Below are 18,623 nucleotides of genomic sequence, written 5' to 3'. Positions count from 1 at the left end.
TTACGTTTAGTACATAACCTAACGAACTTTTTTTATGAGGAGAATAAAATGAACAGAAAAACAGCCATTGTGACTGGCACTTCTAGCGGGTTTGGTATGCACTGTGCAATTGAACTTGCGAAGGCAGGATTCTACGTAATAAGTACGATGCGTGATATCGGTCGTGCAGAATCTCTACTAAAGTTGGCAGACGAAAACAAAGTAAGCGCTCTGATTCATCTTCATGATCTGGATGTGACTTTAACAGAATCTATCCATACCTTTAAAGACTTCATCAAAGAGTTTCATAGCATTGATGTTTTAGTCAATAATGCAGGATTTGCACTTGGCGGTTTTTCGGAAGAACTTTCAATCGATGAATATCGTCTTCAGTTTGAAACAAATGTGTTTGGTGTTATCGCGATTACGCAATCCGTTCTTCCCTTCATGCGAAAAAACAAGAGAGGACGCATCATTAATATGAGCAGCATCTCTGGAAAATTTGGTTTTCCTGGTCTATCACCTTATACGGCATCTAAGCACGCGTTGGAAGGATACAGTGAAAGTTTGCGTATTGAACTGCGACCATTCGGTATAGATGTTGTTCTTATTGAACCTGGATCTTATCAAACAAACATCTGGTCTTCAATCGACAATTTGACGATCGATTCTCATTCTCCTTATTCCTTTTATATGGAGGCACTTCTGAAAAACATGGAAAACAGCAAGGCAGGTCATGGGAACCCTATTGATGTCGCAAAGCTTGTGACTAAACTTGCTATCTCTACAAAAACCCCTAAACTCCGTTACCCAATTGGCAAAGGTGTGAAATTAACAATAGGGCTAAAAAGCATCCTACCTTGGAAGATACTAGAAAGAATAATTACAATGAGATTAGTAGGAAACAAAAAGAGGTAGTCACCCGAGACTGCCTTTTTATGAGGTTCGATCATGGTTGTTCTTGAAGTAAGCATGAAATTGACCCCGAAGCATCTCTTTTAGCACACTCTTCTCTGCTAATTTTTCTTTTTCCTTTTTCATCTCTGTTCTAATTTCATGAGTTTGTACGCCGTCTTCTCGTTTGTTCGCGATCTCAACCAGCTTCTCAATATCAGAAAATGAATATTTCCGTGTCCCTTTTTCAGTACGTTCTGGAAAGAGCAATCTTTTTTCTTCGTAATATCGAATCTGTCTGAATGACAATCCTGTTAACTCACTTACAATACCTATTGAAATAACCTTCTTATCTTTATATGGTGTATTTTCAAAAGACATAGTGCAGCCACTCCTTTGCCCTACCCCCTGCTTTTACTATATCTCAATGAACCTTTCATTCAACAAAGCTGTTAGATTATCTCACTAACGTTTTCAAATCCCTCAAGCTTTAATAAGTGTTACAAAATTTTTAACGCTGATTGAAACTAAAAGAATTTTAACGCGTAATTACTTGTGCATTCTATTCAGTAACATTAAGGAGCCTCTGATGAAGAAGATAATAGTGCTAATCGGAATAGTCATTTTGTTAACCGGCTGTACGGATGATTCAAAGCTACGCACAGATCTTATTTCACCTAAAGAAGCTGGTAACGAGGTACAGTCTTTCTTTGAGACTGCTAAGAAGCAAAATGGCATCCATCTTTATCAAGATAACGACGAAAAAATCTACCTAATGCTAAATGGAGCAAACATCTTACAAGATCAACCCGCGATCACATTCTCTAATTTTAAGGTAAAAGAAGACGGGGACACGCTTAAAGTCTATTATGAGGTAGAGACGGTTGCTGATTATGAAGATAAGAACTTAGAAAATCAACTATTCTTTGAGGTAGAATTAAACAAAGCCTATGAAACCATTCAATTATACAAAAACGGTAAACCTTCAAACTTTGAAATGGTCTTAGGAAACACAAATTAAACATTATTGGGGGAATTAAACATGAATAACCACGAGATCGATTATAAAATTTACGGCGATGACATGCAGTTCGTCGAGGTAGAGTTAGATCCAAAAGAAACGGTGATCGCTGAAGCTGGTGCTTTAATGATGATGGAAGACGGCATCGAGATGGAGACAATCTTCGGGGACGGTTCAGGTGCATCAGGCGGAAGCGGTTTAATGGGTAAACTCTTTAATGCAGGTAAACGCGTTCTGACTGGTGAGAGTCTGTTCATGACAACATTTACGAATGAAGAGCGTGGAAAGAAACATGTTTCATTCGCCTCTCCTTATCCTGGAAAAATCATTCCGATGGACTTAAGTGAGCTCGGCGGTAAAGTGATCTGCCAAAAAGATGCGTTTTTAGCCGCTGCAAAAGGTGTAACAGTCGGAATAGAATTTCAACGTAAAATTGGTGCAGGCTTCTTCGGTGGTGAAGGCTTTATCATGCAGAAGCTTGAAGGCGATGGTATGGCATTCGTTCATGCTGGTGGAACCATTCATAAAAGAGAATTGGCACCTGGCGAAGTACTGCGTGTAGATACAGGTTGCTTGGTCGCGATGACAAGCGGTGTCGATTATAATATCGAGATGGTAAAAGGTGTGAAAACAGCACTTTTTGGTGGTGAGGGCTTGTTCTTTGCCACATTAAGAGGACCGGGAACGGTTTGGATCCAATCACTTCCGTTCAGCCGCCTAGCAAGTCGTGTGTTTGCTGCAGCTCCGCATAGAGGCGGATCGAGCGATGAAGGAAGCATTGCTAAAGGCGTGTTCGGCATGTTGAATGGAGATTGATTAAGAAAATGATCGTTAAACAGATGTTATAGTTTTAAAAAAGAGCAGAATCATCTCCAGTAGATGGTCTCTGCTCTTTTTATAGTTTGATTCGTTTTGCATAAACGACCAACCGTTTCTCATGTTCATTGTTTTTCCTATTATATACACCTGTACAAGTAATAAGGTTCAACCTAGGCTGCTGACTAGGTCCAAATATCACACGCAGAGGTGCTTCGTCTTTTTTATAGGCAACGACCTTTTCCACTTGAAAAGAAACTTTTTCATTTTCTTTTCCATAAACGTGAATGAGGTCGCCTGCTTTCAAGTTCTTTAAATAAAAAAAGACAGCAGGTCCCCTATAATCATCAACGTGACCAGCGATAACAGCATTCCCATTTGCTCCCGGCTTAGCACCCAACTCATACCAGCCAACATCTTCTCCGTTATTTGGCACTTCCATCTGTCCGTCTTTGTTTAGCCCCTGTCCATTTACAGAAGCGCTCACTTTTAAAGTTGGAATCTCAAGTTTTGTTGGAACAATACCAATGGATTCGGTCTTATTTGGCATATCGTTTTTTTCATCATCGTTATTCATGTTCACCATAGAATCAGTTTGTTGACCTGATTTTGTATCTGGTTCTTCTTGAGGTGAAACTTGAATCTTCCTCTGACTATATTCTTGTATATCGTCACTTTCATAGTTATTTCCTGCTGAGCAGCTGCTCAGCAGGAAAATAGTTGTAAATAATAATAGATGTTTACTCATTTTATTGAGCTATACGTTTGCGGTATAGGATAAACGTTAGTGCACCCAATCCAGCTATTGCGATGATTCCAGGTGTATAGTTTGCTGATGACTCTTCAGATGCTCCACCCATACCTGTTTTAGGCATTTCAGATGGCATTACCATTGAGTCTTGCAATACAAGTACTTCGATTTTATCGGCTGTATTGATTGCATAAACGCTGTACACCATATTTGCTTCGAGCTTTGTTCCAGAAAGGTCCAACACTTGCTTACCGTCAGGAGTACGAATCTCTAAATCATACGTATTTGGATCAAGTTCTTTATAATCTGTGAACGCTTTAAATGTAGCACCGCTAAACAGAGCGTCTCCACCGATCAATCCTACATCTACAGTAGGTGCATCAGGAGAAAGATGACCGATACGAACTTTCGCTTTTCCTTCAGTTGCCTGCATAGAATCTTCTGCGACCACTAACTCAATCATTTCTAGCATGTTTGCTGCAGCTACTGTATAAGCTTTACCTGCTTCAACGGTCAAATTTTGTGAGATTACAGCATTATCTTTAGTACCCGCTGCAAAGATTTCCACTTTATGTTCGCCAGCTGGCAATGGCATGTAATCTGTTGCTGCCTTAAACTCCGCACCCTCGACTACTGGTTTTCCATCGACATAAACATCTACTGCTGGTGCATCAGGCGAAGCATGTACAATACGAACCATCGCATCATTAGACTCAGCAAAAACCCCCGTTGCCATCATAGCAACCATAATAACCGCGGCAAGTGCAGACCCAAAAAACTTTTTCATTTCATCTCTCCTCACAAATGGTATACAAACGAATGCACAATAAATGTAATGCGTTTGTATAGGTTATGTACCACTTAAGGTTTAAGCTTAAACCATATTTTTGAAAAATTTACATTTTAGCGGTTAGCCCTGTTTTTCTCCAGAAAAAAAAGCTGTCCCCTTCACTAAGGGAACAACTTCTGATTGCTTTAAAAATATAAGGGATTAATATTAACGAAAATACTGTAAAACCGTCCCTTTGCCTTTATCGACTTCAACTTCTGCATAAGCCCCATTAACAAATGTGATCTGTGGCGGTACATGTCCACAATCCACATTGTAGATGACTGGAATATTCAATTCCTCAGCCATTTCTCTATATACGTCTTCCACTGTGTAATCATTAACTGGTTCATTTGCAGAGCTTCGGCCAAAAAGAATTCCGGAACAATTTTCAAACCAGCCAGCTAACTTCATTTGAACGAGAGATCTTCTTAGATCAGTAGTGTTCATTTCACAGTTTTCTAAGTACCATAAAATCGGTTCACCGTTAATCTTCTGTTGATTAAAATGTGCGACGTCCCCATAAGGTGTTCCGATCAGATGACGAATCGTATCAATACAACCGCCTAGCAGACGCCCAGAAACCGTTTCGGTTCTACCAGAAATCGTTTTCCACTCAGTATCGTCAGTGAGATGAAACACATAAGGTGTTGGTGCGTCGTGTTTCCATTCTTTTTGAAATTTTTTAGAAGACTTCTGAAGAATGGTATCTCCTTCTCTTGTTGAGAGAACTTTTTCCCACATCGCTGTTGTTTCATCAGAGTACTCTCCTCTTAAATCGACGAGATTTGTCCCATGTGCCGTCGCGATTCCTGTTTTCAAGGTGATGGGAAGGAGGAGAGTACTTGTGTCTGAATAACCTAAAATCCACTTGTTCGGTAAATTCGTGAAATCAACATGTTCTAACATTTCGATTAATAGCTCACCACCCCAAGGAGGGATGATTACATCTATCTTTGGATCTCTTACCATCTCATTGAATTCAGCAGCTCGCGTTTTTGCTGGTGCAGACTTCGCCTTACTTTGTGTCCAAACCGTTTCTCCACAAGTTACTTCATATCCTCTCTTCTCCATTTGAAGACAGGCTTGCTTAAACATGTCATGAAGAGGTGATTGAACACCTGAAGAAGGAGCGGTCACTCCGATCGATGCATTATCGTTTAATACTGGATATAAAATCATTTGAACTCATCCTACTTTTTGTATTTTTTCTGTTGTTAAGTAAACTTCCACAAAGTTTGTTAGAGTTCCTTCAATCTTTCGCAATTAGAGGTGGTTCCACTTTGATGACTACTTTCCCTTTCGCTCTTCCCGTTTCTACATATTCAATTGCTTTCTGTGCATCTTCAAAGGGAAAGACTTTATCGATCACGGGTAGGATATCTTCTTTTTCTACCAACTCAGCAATCTTGCTTAACTGTTTTCCGCTTGGTTTCATAAATAGAAAATGGTAGTGAACGTTATGTATTTTTTCAAGCTTTGTTAACTTGCTACTCACAATAGAAAAGATCACTTTTTTGAAGAAGCCCAAGTTGTTTTCTTCTGCAAATGCCTTATTAGGAACCGCTGAAACAGAAACAATCCTTCCTCCAGGTTTTAATACTTCAAATGACTTTTCCAGATAAACCCCACCTAACGTATCAAAGACTGCATCATACCCGTTAAGAACCTTCTCAAAATCTTGTTCTTTGTAATTGATGATCTCGTCAGCTCCTAAAGATTTTACAAGGTCATATCCTTTATCACTCGCTGTAGTCGCTACATAAGCTCCCATTGCTTTGGCAAGTTGGATAGCAAATGTTCCTACCCCACCCGCACCTGCATGCATTAAAATCTTTTGTCCTTCTTTCAATTGAATAACCTCATGAAAAGCTTGCCAAGTTGTTAATCCAACTAACGGAAGTGAAGCACTCTCCACTAAAGATATGTTACTTGGTGCGATGGCCACATCTTCTTCATGAATTGAAATATATTCGGCGAATGTTCCAATGCGGCTCTTTCTTGGTCTGCCAAACACTTTATCTCCAGGTTGAAACAAAGTGACTTTACTTCCTACCTGTTCAACGGTACCTGAAAAATCATTTCCGAGAATTAATGGCATTTTGTAGGATAAAAGCATTTTTACTTTACCATCTCTTATTTTAAAATCTATCGGATTTATACTTGCAGCGTGTATTCGGACTAAAAGATCTTGCTCTCCTAGTTTGGGTTTATCCACTTCTGTATCTTGGAGTGTTACGTCCTTCCCATAGCGTTCGATTATCATTGCTCTCATATGATTCATTAAACCTCCAGCATCTCGCCCATTTCTTTATGATTTTACTATTATGTACAACGAACAAGCTACTCTAAAGGAGCAGCTATCATATTCATATATCGAACAAACTGTTTTGCGGAAGGAGGAAACCCCTTTATGAACAATAATCCCATGAACAATCATCCATATAATCATCAACATCAGCACTCCCTTGACGAATCAAATTATGTGGAGCGTCAGATGGAAGAAGATGAAGCAGGTCCATTTTCACCACCGCCACAACAATTTGCACAAAGCCAGATTCCACAGCCTTTTTTCACTCAAACTTTCCAGCCTCCTCAAATACGTGCCCGATTGTGCAGCTGTTTAGGAAACTGGGGCCTTTTAGGTCTTCGTAGTCCAGGTCAGTTTGGTCGTGACTTTTGGTTCTTCCCAGTAGCCATTCGCCAAAACAGCGTAACCGGCTATATATGGGTTGGCGGTCGCCGCCAGCGTGTAAGATACGGATTCTCACAAATTCGAAATTTCATTTGTACGGGTTGATATAGTAGCTTATGTGTACTCATGCAATCTTCTTATACTTGCTGCTATGAAAAAAATATCCTTTCTGCTTGTGAAAAAAACCGCTCCCATTGGGAACGGTTTTTCTATTCTTTGTTTTATAATAGATCACCAAGGATATCATCTAAGATTCCTTCGTCATCATGTTGATCTTCTTCCCATTGGTCATGGTCATTACCATCAAGAATGTTATCTAGATCCAGGCTGGCATCTAAGTTCAAGTCTAAGGAAGCTCTGTCCTCATCACTCCAACCATTATCTTTTGCCCACTCTCGAATCTCAGTTTCTGTCATTCCTTCTGCTTTTGCCCACGCTTGAAGATCTGACATCTCCCAGTGATTTGCTTCTGCCCAAGCTGCAAATTCACCTGAAGTAACAGTTTCATTATTTTCAATCGCAGCGTTGAGCTTCGTGCTAAGATCTACAGTGGTGCTGTCATCGTGAGCAAAGGCCGCAGTACCTCCACCTAATAGCAATCCGAAAGCTAGTCCTGTACTTGCAAATTTCTTCATCATGATTCATCACACTCCTGTAATTTTTTTGTCTTGCACTAAGCTAACGAAGAGGATGTCGAATCAGATCATTTTTTTGCGAATATGAGTAGAAAGACTTATGATCCTTCAAATATTTAGGTGGTGCCAAACAGTTATAGAAGTAAAAGAATTAAACCAAATTTTTTTGTTGAGAATTACGTTTCTTTTGAATAATAAATGCAACAATACCTATGAGTATCGAAATGCCGACACTAACATATAGACCTGGACGGATGGTTTCTTCAAAACAGGTACCCGTAACGGCTAAAGTGATCAACACGATTGCCACGATTGACATCAGCTTCACCCACATAGATTGTTTTAAGATTTTCAGTGAAGACAGTATGATAAATAACCAGTTGAATAAGAGTAAAATTCCAGCTGCTGTTGTAATGTACTCATAGATCCGTCCTGGGAGAAGAAGAGCTGTGATGATACTCGCTAAAAGTCCACCTGCTCCTAAACCCATTGCGGGAAGCGGAAGTTTTTTAAATTTCACTGTTCTCGCAAAGATGTTAGGAGCATCTCCATCTTCTGCAAGCGTCCTTAACAGGTTTGTCACTCCAAAGAGTGCTGCTGCCATCGCAGAGAACCCAGCTATAATGATCGCTCCATTAAATACATGCGGAAAGAAACTTAAATGATACCTTTCCATCGCCGTAACAAACGGACTTTCTTTGTGATCAAATGTTTCTAAAGCTACGGTAGTCACTGCCAGTCCGATTGATAGGACATAGATGATGGTAAGTATAAAAAGCATGATCGTACCTGCTTTTGAAGCATCTTCTGTCCTTTTCAGTTGCATCGCCATCATACCGATCACTTCTATTCCGCCAAAGGCATAAAACGCATAAATGAGGGACGACCAAAAACCTTTAAGCCCTCCTGTAAAAAAACCGTTGAACGAATTCGGTATTTCAAGATCATAGTTCTTTCCATCAACAAAACCGATAAGTCCTGCTATCGCTAAAATAATGAACATCACAATAGCTGCTACTTTTATGACAGCCAATAAGTTTTCAACTTGATCAAATTTCTTCGTCCCTGCTAATACCACAATTATAGCTAAAACGGCATAAAAAGCTGCAAAGATCCAAAGTGGAACATGCGGCAACCAAAATTGAGAAAGAATGGAGAGCGCAGTAAGTTGGCTGCCCATGATCAAAATACTTGAAACCCAATAGTTCCAGCCACAGCTAAATCCCGCCCATCTTCCATAGGCATGGGTGGCATAATAGCAAAACGATCCTTTTTGAGGATTTGATGCTGTCATCTTGGCTAATAACTGAAATACGATGTATGTTCCAATAGCAGCCAATAAAAAGGAAAAGACGATTGAAGGACCGGTCAGCTGAATTCCGATTGTGGATCCTAAAAAATAGCCTGTTCCAATTGTACATCCTACTCCAACAAGAGAAAGCTGCCACCAAGCCATGTTTTTTGCTTCTGATTGTTCTAGATTAGGTTGAACCGGTGCACTACAATTGGTTTTCTTCACAATAATACCCTCCTGCTTTACAGGTATTATTGTTTATCTTAAGCGGTTGAATATTCATTAACTAAGGAAAAAAACAGCTTTTAAATTGCTAAAAGCTGTTTTTACGATAAAAGAAACGAGATACCTTTATACCCAAAATAAAAACCGAATCCGATCAATGATAATCCTGATAACTTCGAGATCCATTCTAATATGCGGTCGGCCAGCATCTTACGAAAACTGCTTGATACGATTGCCATTGTGAAATCCCATAATAGAATTCCAAAAAAAATGGCAGCACTATAGAGAAGTAGATTTTCTAACGAATATTTCGTTGCTGTTTCTGCGAGTATAGAACCGTATATTCCTAACCAAAATAAGATAGTAAGAGGATTGGTAAGTGACATAAGAAAACCCGCCATAAAACTTCTGCTGTTATGTACGGTGTAATCTTGTTGATTACTCTTTTTGTCTGCTGTGGCTCTTTTGAATGTCTCAATTCCCGTATACAGAAGAACAAAACTGCCAAAAAGCCAAAGAAATGTTTTGATGAATGGTGTATTAATATAGCTGACAAGTCCCATGTAAACCATAAGCATATACAGTGCGTCTGCAACAGTTGCACCTAATCCAACCATCCAAGCTTGCCAAAATCCGTATTTGATTCCGCGGTCCATCTGTGCAGCATTGACCGGACCGATCGGAGCAGCAAGAGATAAACCTAATAGTACGTATTTTACAAATAAAATCATCGGAGACCTCCACGGATAAGATGGACAACTCATACCTGTCTTCATCTTATTCGAAAGGAATCTTAATCAGACCTAAAAATCTAATAGTGAATGGGAGTTCATACAAATGGATCATCAGTTAAGCCCTAAGGTTCAAGAGGCACTCGACCATGTAAAACGTGCCGATGAGGCCATGATCGAAGCACAAGCAAATCAAACACCATCCTGTTTTCAAAAAGCGAAGCTATGGCTCGAAACTGCTCAACAATCCGTACATAACACAGGTGAAGGATTGTCAGAAGATGAAAAAAAACAGCTTCACCATGCTAAAGAATATTTAAGACACTTACATGAAACACAAGCTGCTCTTCAAGAAACTAGATACGAGTAACGATAAATCCCTCATGAAAGCATCATGAGGGATCTTTATGTTAGGCAAATAAATTTCGGATAAATCCTGCTTGATTGACCGTTTCAGTTTTCACATCAACATTAAGTTTGCGAATGTTATCACAATAAATGTGAAGTCTTTTTGCTTTATCTGCGTTTAGATAAGAGGCGTAGTTGTCCAGCTTATCTACTTCGCGTAATACGTCTTCCTTTGTGTCTGCTTTCTCGATCCTGCTGCAGCACGAGCTGATCTGGTCATAAACAGACATGCTAGCCACCTCCTTTATGTTTTGTTTAATAATTCCCTTCTCCAAAATTTTTAAAACTGAGACCTATGAACTGTTAAGTCGTTTAACAATATTTCCTATGATTTTTTTGCTAGACTTTGATTACATCTTTTTAAAAGGAGCACAACAAAGTATAAGATTTTAGAACTGCGTTCTAGGACCGTTATATCGCAGCGCTTAAAGGTTAATGGTCAATATAAAAAAGAGAGAATCACTCTCCCTTTTATAAAAAATATTTAAGAAATTACTGGTGGCAACGTTCGACCTGTTTCCAGGAATGTTTTCAAGTTGCTCAATATCGCTGGCCAGCCGTTATTATATCCGACGAACGTATCCTCATCCTCTACGAGATCTTCATTCTTTAAATTCTCGTGACGGAGTGTCAATCTCACTGTACCGTTCAATTCCTTTAGAAGAAAAGTCGCAATAGTAGGCTCTTGCCTCTCTTCTTCATCCCACTTATTGATCCATGTAAAGGAAAGTTTCTTTTCTGGCTCACACGTTAAGATTTCTCCCCAATCAGTAACCTTACTGCCGCGTGAATACGTAATCCGTGAACCTTCTTTCCATTTTGAATCCACTCGACTACCGAAGAAGTATTGTTCTGTTAAATCTCCGTTTGTCAGAGCCTCCCACAATTTCTTAGTAGTAGTCTCAATGTAAGTAACATATATAAACTTTAGACTCTCCACATTCAAGCCCCCTCAATGAACACCTTTTTTGGAATCCCAGTTCCCATTAGATTTTCTTATCTCTATGATCTGCCCGATATGATAGGCATTATGGATGTTTACATTGGCAAGCACAGAATACCAAGGATCGTGACGGTCTTCATGAGCAGAACTTTCAAAAAAACTATCTTCTGCTTCGTTTATTACCGACGCCCACTCCGTTAGTATAGCAAACAATTGATTCTTAGCTGTTTCCCAGTCCTGACTGTTTTCGTTCTCAAACGTCTCATCATTGCTTTCAATCTTTTGCTGGGGCGAATTTCCTTTAAACCTCTGTAAGTAGCGTTCGTTCCAGAAAATCAAGTGGTTGACGATCTCCCATATAGAGTTGCTATCTCCTGTTTTTTCTCTAGCTTGTTCAGCCGTAAGTCCTTCAAGTGCTCGATCAATTGGCACGAACCAGTTAGGTTCATTATGGTTAGCTGCCATCTGACTCAATAGAATTGTTTTTTGATTCATACAAAAACCTCCTCATACAGAACTGTTTACGAATATACATTCTGCACAAGAAGGTTGGATTCCTTTAATATCTTTAAATTTTTTGTTTCAAATCTAGTTCTGTTAACTGTACGCGACGACCTTCTTTACTTGAGATTGCAGCTGCTTCATTTATGGCCGTTAAATTTACGATATCATCTCTTGAAATTGATGACTTTGTACCTTTTTCAATGGTATCAACCCAATGCTCCATATTAGAATAAATCGGATTCGGCAGGTCCGGGTTTACCCAGTCTTCTGTGTTAAGGTGCTTGCTTTTAATCCTTACATCTTGTCCTTCTATCATGATTGTACCTTCCGTACCGTAAAGTTCAAGTTGCTGTGGACTTCCATAAGATAAGAAGCCCGTCTCAATCATACCCATAGCACCTGATTCATACTCCACCATAACTACAGCGTTATCATCTACACCTAAATTGTATAATTCATTTAGTTTACCGCTTACTGCTTTTACTTTCCCGCCTAAACGATTCGTTAAATAGATCGGGTGTGCCCCAAGGTCGATCAGCGCACCTCCGCCACACTCTTCTTTATTATAAAAGTGCGGTGGAAGCCATCCTTTTGGATTTTCTTCTGTAGGTACAGATCCGTTATGTGCAACACGGCATCTGATGTATGTAACATCCCCAAGGAGTCCTTTGTCCAAAGCTTGTTGGGCATAGAGATAAAAGCTTTCTGTCAGTCTTGGTAGATTGACCATTAATTGCACGTTATTTCTATCTACGGCCTCTAAGATTTCTTCGCACTCTTTTACAGTAAAAGCGAGGACTTTTTCAGTGAAAATGTGTTTCCCATGGTTCGCAGCAGCAATAATTATCTCTTTATGACGGTTTGTAGCTGTAGTAACGATTACTCCGTCGATGTTCGAATCATCTAGCACATTCTGTAGTTCCGCTTCATACGATACCCCTAATTCTTCGGCCCACTGGGTACCTCTCTCTTGGTTTTCATCCCAAACCGTTTTTATAGTGATCGCTTCATTTTCCATTGCATCTCGTGCGTAATCAACCGCATGCACGTGCCATTTACTAAGTAGAGCTACATTCATTACCTTCATCACTCCTCAAGCTAGATTTACCTTCATTATACAGAACCGCTATTAAAAGTTTTATATTTTTGGTTATACATCAAAGCTAGTAGAATCTTCTCGCAGAATAATAACATGTAAAGTGGAAGAGCTTCCAGTCGCCCATACAATTTTTTTGGAATGCTATTAGCGGTTCCGATTAATATAAACAAAAAAACCGTACTGAGAGGAAAATCATATTGATTCAGAGTGTTTTATAGTACAATACGGTCGTATCTAATCCACCTTTATCATTCTTAGCGAAAAAGGGTATTCTCCCCGCCTCTTGAAAACCACAAGATTGATAAAGTAGATTTGACGGATCGCCTTCTCTTGTATCTAAGACAAGCAGCGACAGCCCAAGTTCTTTTGCTTTTTGTTCGGCGTGAAATATCAGCTTTCGTCCGATTCCTTTTTGTCTGAACGCTGGGTGTGTCATCAGCTTAGCTATCTCTGCTCTATGCGTGCCATTCGGTTTTTTGCACAAGTGAAGCTGAATGGTCGCTGCAATCGCACCCTCTATTTTTGCAACCCAAAACATGATGTCAGGGCTCACACAGCTTTTCCAAAAGGCATCAGCATCTTGTTTTTTTAGCGGAGGCAAAAATCCGATGGAGGCTCCTTCATCTACTACTTTTATTAATAGATCAGACAGCTCGTCTGTACATTCGTCGACATTCCGTATTTCAACAATTTCCATCCACGTTACTCCCAACTTTTGTTTTTGATTTATTCTAATACTCTTTTTCATTGAAAAGAAAGGGTTTTTGTCGAAAATCGGATAAAATATTTTATGCGTGAAATTATGAATGTTATCCGTGAAATTATTAGCGCTATCCGTGAATATATCCGAAATTACCGTGAAATTATTCAAGGATGTTTAAATTTTAATGCAAGAAGTACGCTCGATATGAACATTGTTGATTTGATAGTACACATGTAAAATACATCTCTTGAAGAAAGGCTAAATCATGTTAGCCGGCATCAATTTAGATTGTTTTTAACCATGCATCTTGCCATGATGGTGCCATCTGGTGTCAATATAATTTTGTTATAATTAGAAAAAAAGGAACGATAATGTCTTCGTTCCTTTTTCCTATCTACTATTAATTAGCTGTACATACTTTATTTCTGCCTGTTCTCTTCGCTTCATACAATGCTTTGTCTGCGTCTTTAATCATCAAACTTCCATTCGTTGTTGTTTCTGGAAAGTTAGATAACCCAACAGAAACCGTGATGTTCACTTCCGTTCCACTGTTTAAGAGAAAAGCATGCTGTTCGACTGTTGATCTAATTCTCTCCGCGATTTTTTTTGATTGATCCAATGTACTGTCTAGGAGCAATACTGTAAATTCTTCTCCGCCGTTCCTACTCACGATATCGGTTGGTCTTGCGCATGACCTTAAAATTAACCCTAGATCTTTTAAGACAACATCACCTTCTGAGTGTCCAAACGTATCATTGATTTTCTTAAAGAAATCAATATCAATATAAAGCAAAGATAGCTTTTTCTTCTTTTCAAGATCTGCCATACAACGGTTAAATACTTCATCAAATTTCCTTACATTGTTCAGCCCCGTCAACGGATCGATTGTAGACTCTGCTTTATACTTATCAAACATCATCTGACTCTTAAATAAAATTAGTAATACTTGGAACGCTACATAACCGGAGAGAAAGGATACGAACCAATATACAGGAATTAAGTATAGCAGCAACTGTTGGTCTTCAATCAGATAGAAAAATAATAGAGTTGTTAGTAGATTAGCAAAAGTGAGCATCGACCATTTTTTTATCTGATGGCTTAAGTTTGTTCTTGTTATTACGATTGCAAACAATGTAATAGCGATCATCAACAAACCTGAAGTGTAAGATGAGATGTTGATCCCAATAAAAAAACGTCCTGCAATAACCAAAGCCATTCCTGCTAAAGCTGGCACTGCTCCACCAAAATAGGCTAGTAGAATAATCGGGATATGTCGAAGATCGATCAAAGTTGTACCAATTGGAATGCTGTACTGCATGAGGATATTACTGAACAATCCTCCCGCCACTCCTGTCGTAAGCTTCTTCTTAATCGAAGAACTCATTCTAAGTGGTGGATCTTTCTTAATTTGGGTATACAGAAATAATAGTGCGACTAAAATTGCAAGATTAGCAAAAAGCTGTTTAACAATTATCATTTTTATCACCATCTAGTAAAGTACCATATAACGCATCCAAAAACTAACATAATTTCCAACTTTTTTGTTGCATTTATCTTTTTTCCTACAAACATACAAATCATTGGCACTATCTACATCGTACTTATATGATTAAGAAAATTACTCATCAATCTAACTGGAGTGTTCATTTTGACAAAGCTTTTATTAATCGGTGGTGGACATGCCCATCTTTCCATACTACGCAGTCTTTTACATGAAGAAATTAGTGATTTAGAAGTTACACTTATTACATCGTCCAAATTTCAATATTATTCAGGAATGTTTTCGGGATTTACAGAAGGCCAATATGATGAAGATGAAATTCGAATCGATTTAGAGTCTTTATGCTCTCGAGCTTCTGTCTCGTTTATAGAGGACACCATCATCTCTTTTGACCCCATGCAGAAAGTGTTGTTGGGATTTTCAGGCGGAATCTATTCTTTTGATGTAATTTCTTTCGATATTGAACCTTGGTCCTCTTCAGAACTCATTTCCACGTCAGAATTGATTCCTAAACATCATCTATTAGATAAGTTAAAGAAAGTACGCACAAGTGATTCTCCAGTAATCATTGGTAATGCAGCTGAAGCGATTGAAATGGCTCTTTCAATAACATCTTGGAGAAAGAAATATAATATGAGCAAGACCGTAACCCTCATAAGTTCATCTTCACTTCTTCACTCCTTTGGGGGTAAAGCGACGAAAAAGATTAAAGAGATCGCTCATCATCAAAATCTTGAAATCTATGAAAATGAACAAGTGAACGATGTAAACGATAATTATATAATGACTGATAAATGTACGAAGGTGAAATATACTAGCATCCTACCTATTACAGGACCTAAAGCTAGTTCTCTTTTTAAACAAGCATTATTACCCGTTGATTCTGATGGATTTCTACTTGTTGAAGACACACTGCAAAACGTCGAGTACCCCTATGTGTTCGGAGCCGGCAACTGTGTGACGATTTCAGAGTATCCAGAACTAGTGAAGAGGGATGTACATGCTATGAAACAAGGACCTATCCTATTGAAAAATATAAAACGTTTTATATCAGGTCGATCACTAGAACGTTTCAAGCCAAGGAGAAATCCTTATTCCTTACTTTCAACTGGTGAGCATCAAGGACTGTTTATTTACAAAAATATGACTCTTCATGGAAAATGGGTATGGAACATGAAGCACATTATCAATCAAAGGTTTATAAAGAATCATGTCTTGTAACGAGAATTCAATTCCAATTCTTGTTCAGACCGTTTTTTCAAAATGCTAAACTACAAAAAGAGGTCCTTTTATATGGGACCTCTTTTCTTGTTAACACAAGTTTATTAAGCTTTTATCGCATGAACACCTTGAGTAGCCATAAACTCTTCAATTTCCTCTACTTCACGGAAAATATCTTTGGATAAGTTTTCGAATCCATCTTCTGTTACCAAGATGTCATCCTCAATTCGAATACCGATCGCTTCTTCCTCGATATAAAGTCCAGGTTCTATCGTTATGACCATTCCAGGCTCTAAAATGCGGTCTTTGTAAGAACCAACATCATGTGTATCAAGTCCCAGGAAATGGCTCACACCATGATAATAATAGTTAGAGATCTCATTATCATTTTGAATCAAACCGATACGTCTGCACTCTTCTGCTAACACTTTTTTCGTATGATTATTAAGTTCAGCAAAGGCAAGACCTGGCTTAATGATAGCCGTCGTTTCTTTTAGCGCTTTAAGTACGATATTGTAGAGAACCTTTTGACGTTCTGTAAACTTCCCATCTACCGGGAACGTATAACTGATATCCGCGTTATAATAATCCTTTTGTGCTCCTAGATCGAGAAGAACGAGCTCACCGGGATTCGTCTGCGCGCTATTATGCTCATAATGTAGAATCGTAGCGTTCTTTCCGCTAGCCGTAATCGTCTTAAATGCGAAATCACGCACACCGTTTGATTTTAAAGTAAAGTCAAAATGTGCTTCGAGCTGATATTCTTTCATTCCAGCTTTCGCGTGTTTCAGCACATTATAGATTCCTTCTTTCGTAATGGAAATCGCTTCTTTAATCTTTTGAATCTCTTCTGTCGTCTTGAACACACGCAGTTCAGTAACTTCAGGATATACATTGTGAATCGTCACATGCGGATAATGTTCTCGAATATGTTTTGCGAATTGTGATGTTTCAGATGGGGCACCCGTCCATCCACGGCGTTCTAGATCTAAACAAACATGAAGAGCTTGATTTGTAAAGAATTGACTGGCCACAAACGTCTCGAAGCTATCCACATATTTGATATCTTTTATCCCTGATTGATGCTCTGCTTCCTCTTTAGATACGGTTTTCCCGACCCACTTTTCCATGACTGGATCAGCTTTTTCGATAAAAAGTGTTTCTTCAAATTTATCACCGCTCTTTTTTAGCACGAGGATCACGTTCTGTTCGGAGATCCCAGATAGACAGTAAAAGTTTCGGTTTGGTGTGAATGGATATTGTTCATCTGCTGATTTTTGCGGAGCTTTCCCTGCAAAAAGAATCGTTAATGATTCATTCGGCACAAGTTCTTTTAATCTGCTACGATTACGTTCAAAAAAATAAGACTCCATATGAATCCTCCTTAAATAGGTTAATAAAAGCGACTAGTTAGTTTATTTATATATATATAGTATAAAGATTTTTTGATAGCATTAACAGCTTTTTTCAGAATTTTATAAATGTGGTTAAGAAATTTATTCTAATAGGTATCTAACAAATGTTCTTCAATAAAAGAGTTGATCTGTTTGTGTTGAACATACTCCCGGATATGATTTTGTACTCTAGGATACAAAACGATATGTTCCAAATCCTCTAGAGGAATCCACTTCACACCTGTTTGGTTGGGATCGGGCTTATCCGGTAATCTAGGTTCGGAGTCTCCTCTACGAGTGCACTCAAACATGAGTCCTAGTGAATGTGTTGTTCCGTATCTATTATCAGTCAGATGTGGTGCATACTCATAAGTGAATGCAAGTGGACCGACATTTACTTCGATTGATGCCTCTTCTCTCGCTTCGCGTTTTGCTGCTTCTTTTACAGATTCATTTGCTTCAACACCACCTGCTGGTAAATTATAATGAAGTCCGTTCTCATCATGAAACTCGATTAACAGGATAGCATCGTTCTCAATAATCAAAGCCCCTGCTTTAACACGAATAGGATAGCTCATTTACACAACATCCATATTCTTTAGCACCATTTCAACTACAGGTCTAGAAACATCATCAAAATATCGATCATCTTTTAGATCAATCCATCGTACGTCAAGTATGTCTTCATCATCTTCAATAGAAAGGGTCCCTGAGATCAGTTCACAAAGGAATGTTTGTTTCTCTTTACTCTGAAACAGGGATTTTATTAATTTTACGGTATAGCCTGTTTCCTCCATTACTTCTCGTATGCATGCTTGTTCGAAGGTTTCACTGTCTTCAACTCCACCCCCTGGAAAGTTCCAGACAATTTCCCCACGTTTCACTTTTTGCTGTACTAACAGAATCTTTCCTTCACGAATGACAACACCTTGCGCTAACAAATTCTACTCCCCCTAGTGACAGATAAAAGCTAACCAAAA

At 38.8% G+C, this 18,623-nt stretch carries 23 protein-coding genes; 6 read left to right on the top strand and 17 right to left on the bottom strand.

Annotated features, from left to right (window positions below):
- The first annotated feature begins 48 nt into the window (after positions 1-48).
- Complete coding sequence (locus ACNJYY_RS06205) at positions 49-897, top strand: SDR family oxidoreductase (protein WP_416730997.1); 849 nt, start codon at positions 49-51, stop codon at positions 895-897.
- Between the two features lie 18 nt (positions 898-915).
- On the opposite strand, the gene ACNJYY_RS06200 is transcribed toward ACNJYY_RS06205, so the two are convergent.
- A complete protein-coding gene (locus ACNJYY_RS06200) occupies positions 916-1,254 on the bottom strand; it encodes a MerR family transcriptional regulator (protein WP_416730996.1) in 339 nt (112 codons plus the stop codon).
- A gap of 208 nt (positions 1,255-1,462) precedes the next feature.
- Between ACNJYY_RS06200 and ACNJYY_RS06195 the strand changes: the two genes are divergently transcribed.
- Positions 1,463-1,894 carry a lipoprotein gene (locus ACNJYY_RS06195; protein WP_416730995.1) on the top strand — a complete coding sequence of 144 codons (432 nt, stop codon included), beginning with the start codon at positions 1,463-1,465 and terminating at the stop codon, positions 1,892-1,894.
- A gap of 21 nt (positions 1,895-1,915) precedes the next feature.
- A complete protein-coding gene (locus tag ACNJYY_RS06190; protein WP_137790180.1) occupies positions 1,916-2,710 on the top strand; it encodes a TIGR00266 family protein in 795 nt (264 codons plus the stop codon).
- Positions 2,711-2,789: 79 nt separating this feature from the next.
- On the opposite strand, the gene ACNJYY_RS06185 is transcribed toward ACNJYY_RS06190, so the two are convergent.
- From ACNJYY_RS06185 to ACNJYY_RS06170, 4 genes are all read right to left on the bottom strand, one after another.
- On the bottom strand, positions 2,790-3,458 hold the full coding sequence (locus ACNJYY_RS06185; protein WP_416730994.1) for a class F sortase: 669 nt from the start codon (positions 3,456-3,458) through the stop codon (positions 2,790-2,792).
- A 1-nt stretch (position 3,459) separates the two neighbouring features.
- On the bottom strand, positions 3,460-4,248 hold the full coding sequence (locus tag ACNJYY_RS06180; RefSeq protein WP_416730993.1) for a DUF4397 domain-containing protein: 789 nt from the start codon (positions 4,246-4,248) through the stop codon (positions 3,460-3,462).
- A gap of 210 nt (positions 4,249-4,458) precedes the next feature.
- Complete coding sequence (locus tag ACNJYY_RS06175; RefSeq protein ID WP_416730992.1) at positions 4,459-5,472, bottom strand: S66 family peptidase; 1,014 nt, start codon at positions 5,470-5,472, stop codon at positions 4,459-4,461.
- Between the two features lie 70 nt (positions 5,473-5,542).
- Positions 5,543-6,565 (bottom strand): NADP-dependent oxidoreductase, encoded by a 1,023-nt coding sequence (locus ACNJYY_RS06170; RefSeq protein ID WP_416731813.1) that lies wholly within the window; start codon positions 6,563-6,565, stop codon positions 5,543-5,545.
- Positions 6,566-6,703: 138 nt separating this feature from the next.
- Here ACNJYY_RS06170 and ACNJYY_RS06165 point away from each other — a divergent pair, with 138 nt between their 5' ends.
- Positions 6,704-7,090, top strand: coding sequence for a hypothetical protein (locus tag ACNJYY_RS06165; protein ID WP_416730991.1), 387 nt, complete (start codon positions 6,704-6,706; stop codon positions 7,088-7,090).
- Positions 7,091-7,206: 116 nt separating this feature from the next.
- On the opposite strand, the gene ACNJYY_RS06160 is transcribed toward ACNJYY_RS06165, so the two are convergent.
- The 3 genes from ACNJYY_RS06160 to ACNJYY_RS06150 form a co-directional block, all read right to left on the bottom strand.
- The gene (locus ACNJYY_RS06160; RefSeq protein ID WP_416730990.1) at positions 7,207-7,623 is read right to left on the bottom strand and encodes a hypothetical protein; all 417 of its coding nucleotides are present in this window, start codon (positions 7,621-7,623) and stop codon (positions 7,207-7,209) included.
- Positions 7,624-7,771: 148 nt separating this feature from the next.
- Positions 7,772-9,076 (bottom strand): amino acid permease, encoded by a 1,305-nt coding sequence (locus ACNJYY_RS06155; protein ID WP_416731812.1) that lies wholly within the window; start codon positions 9,074-9,076, stop codon positions 7,772-7,774.
- Between the two features lie 164 nt (positions 9,077-9,240).
- The gene (locus ACNJYY_RS06150; protein ID WP_416730989.1) at positions 9,241-9,870 is read right to left on the bottom strand and encodes a LysE family transporter; all 630 of its coding nucleotides are present in this window, start codon (positions 9,868-9,870) and stop codon (positions 9,241-9,243) included.
- 106 nt (positions 9,871-9,976) lie between these two features.
- Here ACNJYY_RS06150 and ACNJYY_RS06145 point away from each other — a divergent pair, with 106 nt between their 5' ends.
- Complete coding sequence (locus ACNJYY_RS06145; RefSeq protein ID WP_416730988.1) at positions 9,977-10,240, top strand: hypothetical protein; 264 nt, start codon at positions 9,977-9,979, stop codon at positions 10,238-10,240.
- Between the two features lie 40 nt (positions 10,241-10,280).
- Here the strand turns inward: ACNJYY_RS06145 and ACNJYY_RS06140 are convergent, their stop codons facing one another.
- The 6 genes from ACNJYY_RS06140 to ACNJYY_RS06115 all read right to left on the bottom strand — a co-directional run bounded on the left by ACNJYY_RS06140 (position 10,281) and on the right by ACNJYY_RS06115 (position 15,004).
- Entirely contained in the window at positions 10,281-10,508 is a 228-nt protein-coding gene (locus tag ACNJYY_RS06140) for a hypothetical protein (protein WP_197222287.1), read from the bottom strand.
- A 254-nt stretch (positions 10,509-10,762) separates the two neighbouring features.
- Entirely contained in the window at positions 10,763-11,218 is a 456-nt protein-coding gene (locus ACNJYY_RS06135) for an SRPBCC family protein (RefSeq protein ID WP_416730987.1), read from the bottom strand.
- A gap of 12 nt (positions 11,219-11,230) precedes the next feature.
- The gene (locus tag ACNJYY_RS06130) at positions 11,231-11,716 is read right to left on the bottom strand and encodes a DinB family protein (protein WP_416730986.1); all 486 of its coding nucleotides are present in this window, start codon (positions 11,714-11,716) and stop codon (positions 11,231-11,233) included.
- 73 nt (positions 11,717-11,789) lie between these two features.
- Positions 11,790-12,803, bottom strand: coding sequence for a Gfo/Idh/MocA family protein (locus ACNJYY_RS06125; RefSeq protein ID WP_416730985.1), 1,014 nt, complete (start codon positions 12,801-12,803; stop codon positions 11,790-11,792).
- A gap of 223 nt (positions 12,804-13,026) precedes the next feature.
- Entirely contained in the window at positions 13,027-13,521 is a 495-nt protein-coding gene (locus ACNJYY_RS06120) for a GNAT family N-acetyltransferase (protein ID WP_416730984.1), read from the bottom strand.
- Positions 13,522-13,927: 406 nt separating this feature from the next.
- The gene (locus ACNJYY_RS06115; RefSeq protein ID WP_416730983.1) at positions 13,928-15,004 is read right to left on the bottom strand and encodes a diguanylate cyclase; all 1,077 of its coding nucleotides are present in this window, start codon (positions 15,002-15,004) and stop codon (positions 13,928-13,930) included.
- A gap of 171 nt (positions 15,005-15,175) precedes the next feature.
- On the opposite strand from ACNJYY_RS06115, the gene ACNJYY_RS06110 reads away from it, so the two are divergent.
- Entirely contained in the window at positions 15,176-16,249 is a 1,074-nt protein-coding gene (locus tag ACNJYY_RS06110) for an NAD(P)/FAD-dependent oxidoreductase (RefSeq protein ID WP_416730982.1), read from the top strand.
- A gap of 104 nt (positions 16,250-16,353) precedes the next feature.
- On the opposite strand, the gene ACNJYY_RS06105 is transcribed toward ACNJYY_RS06110, so the two are convergent.
- The 3 genes from ACNJYY_RS06105 to ACNJYY_RS06095 all read right to left on the bottom strand — a co-directional run bounded on the left by ACNJYY_RS06105 (position 16,354) and on the right by ACNJYY_RS06095 (position 18,584).
- Positions 16,354-17,622, bottom strand: coding sequence for an aminopeptidase P family protein (locus ACNJYY_RS06105; RefSeq protein ID WP_416730981.1), 1,269 nt, complete (start codon positions 17,620-17,622; stop codon positions 16,354-16,356).
- Positions 17,623-17,750: 128 nt separating this feature from the next.
- A complete protein-coding gene (locus ACNJYY_RS06100; RefSeq protein ID WP_416730980.1) occupies positions 17,751-18,221 on the bottom strand; it encodes an NUDIX domain-containing protein in 471 nt (156 codons plus the stop codon).
- Positions 18,222-18,584, bottom strand: coding sequence for an NUDIX hydrolase (locus tag ACNJYY_RS06095; RefSeq protein ID WP_416730979.1), 363 nt, complete (start codon positions 18,582-18,584; stop codon positions 18,222-18,224).
- Positions 18,585-18,623: the final 39 nt, after the last annotated feature.

The sequence above is a fragment of the Fictibacillus tiangongensis genome (assembly GCF_048083785.1).
Taxonomy (GTDB): Bacteria; Bacillota; Bacilli; order Bacillales; family Fictibacillaceae; genus Fictibacillus.
Note: the sequence above shows the minus strand (reverse complement) of the source record. Positions and strands in the feature narration are given on the sequence as shown.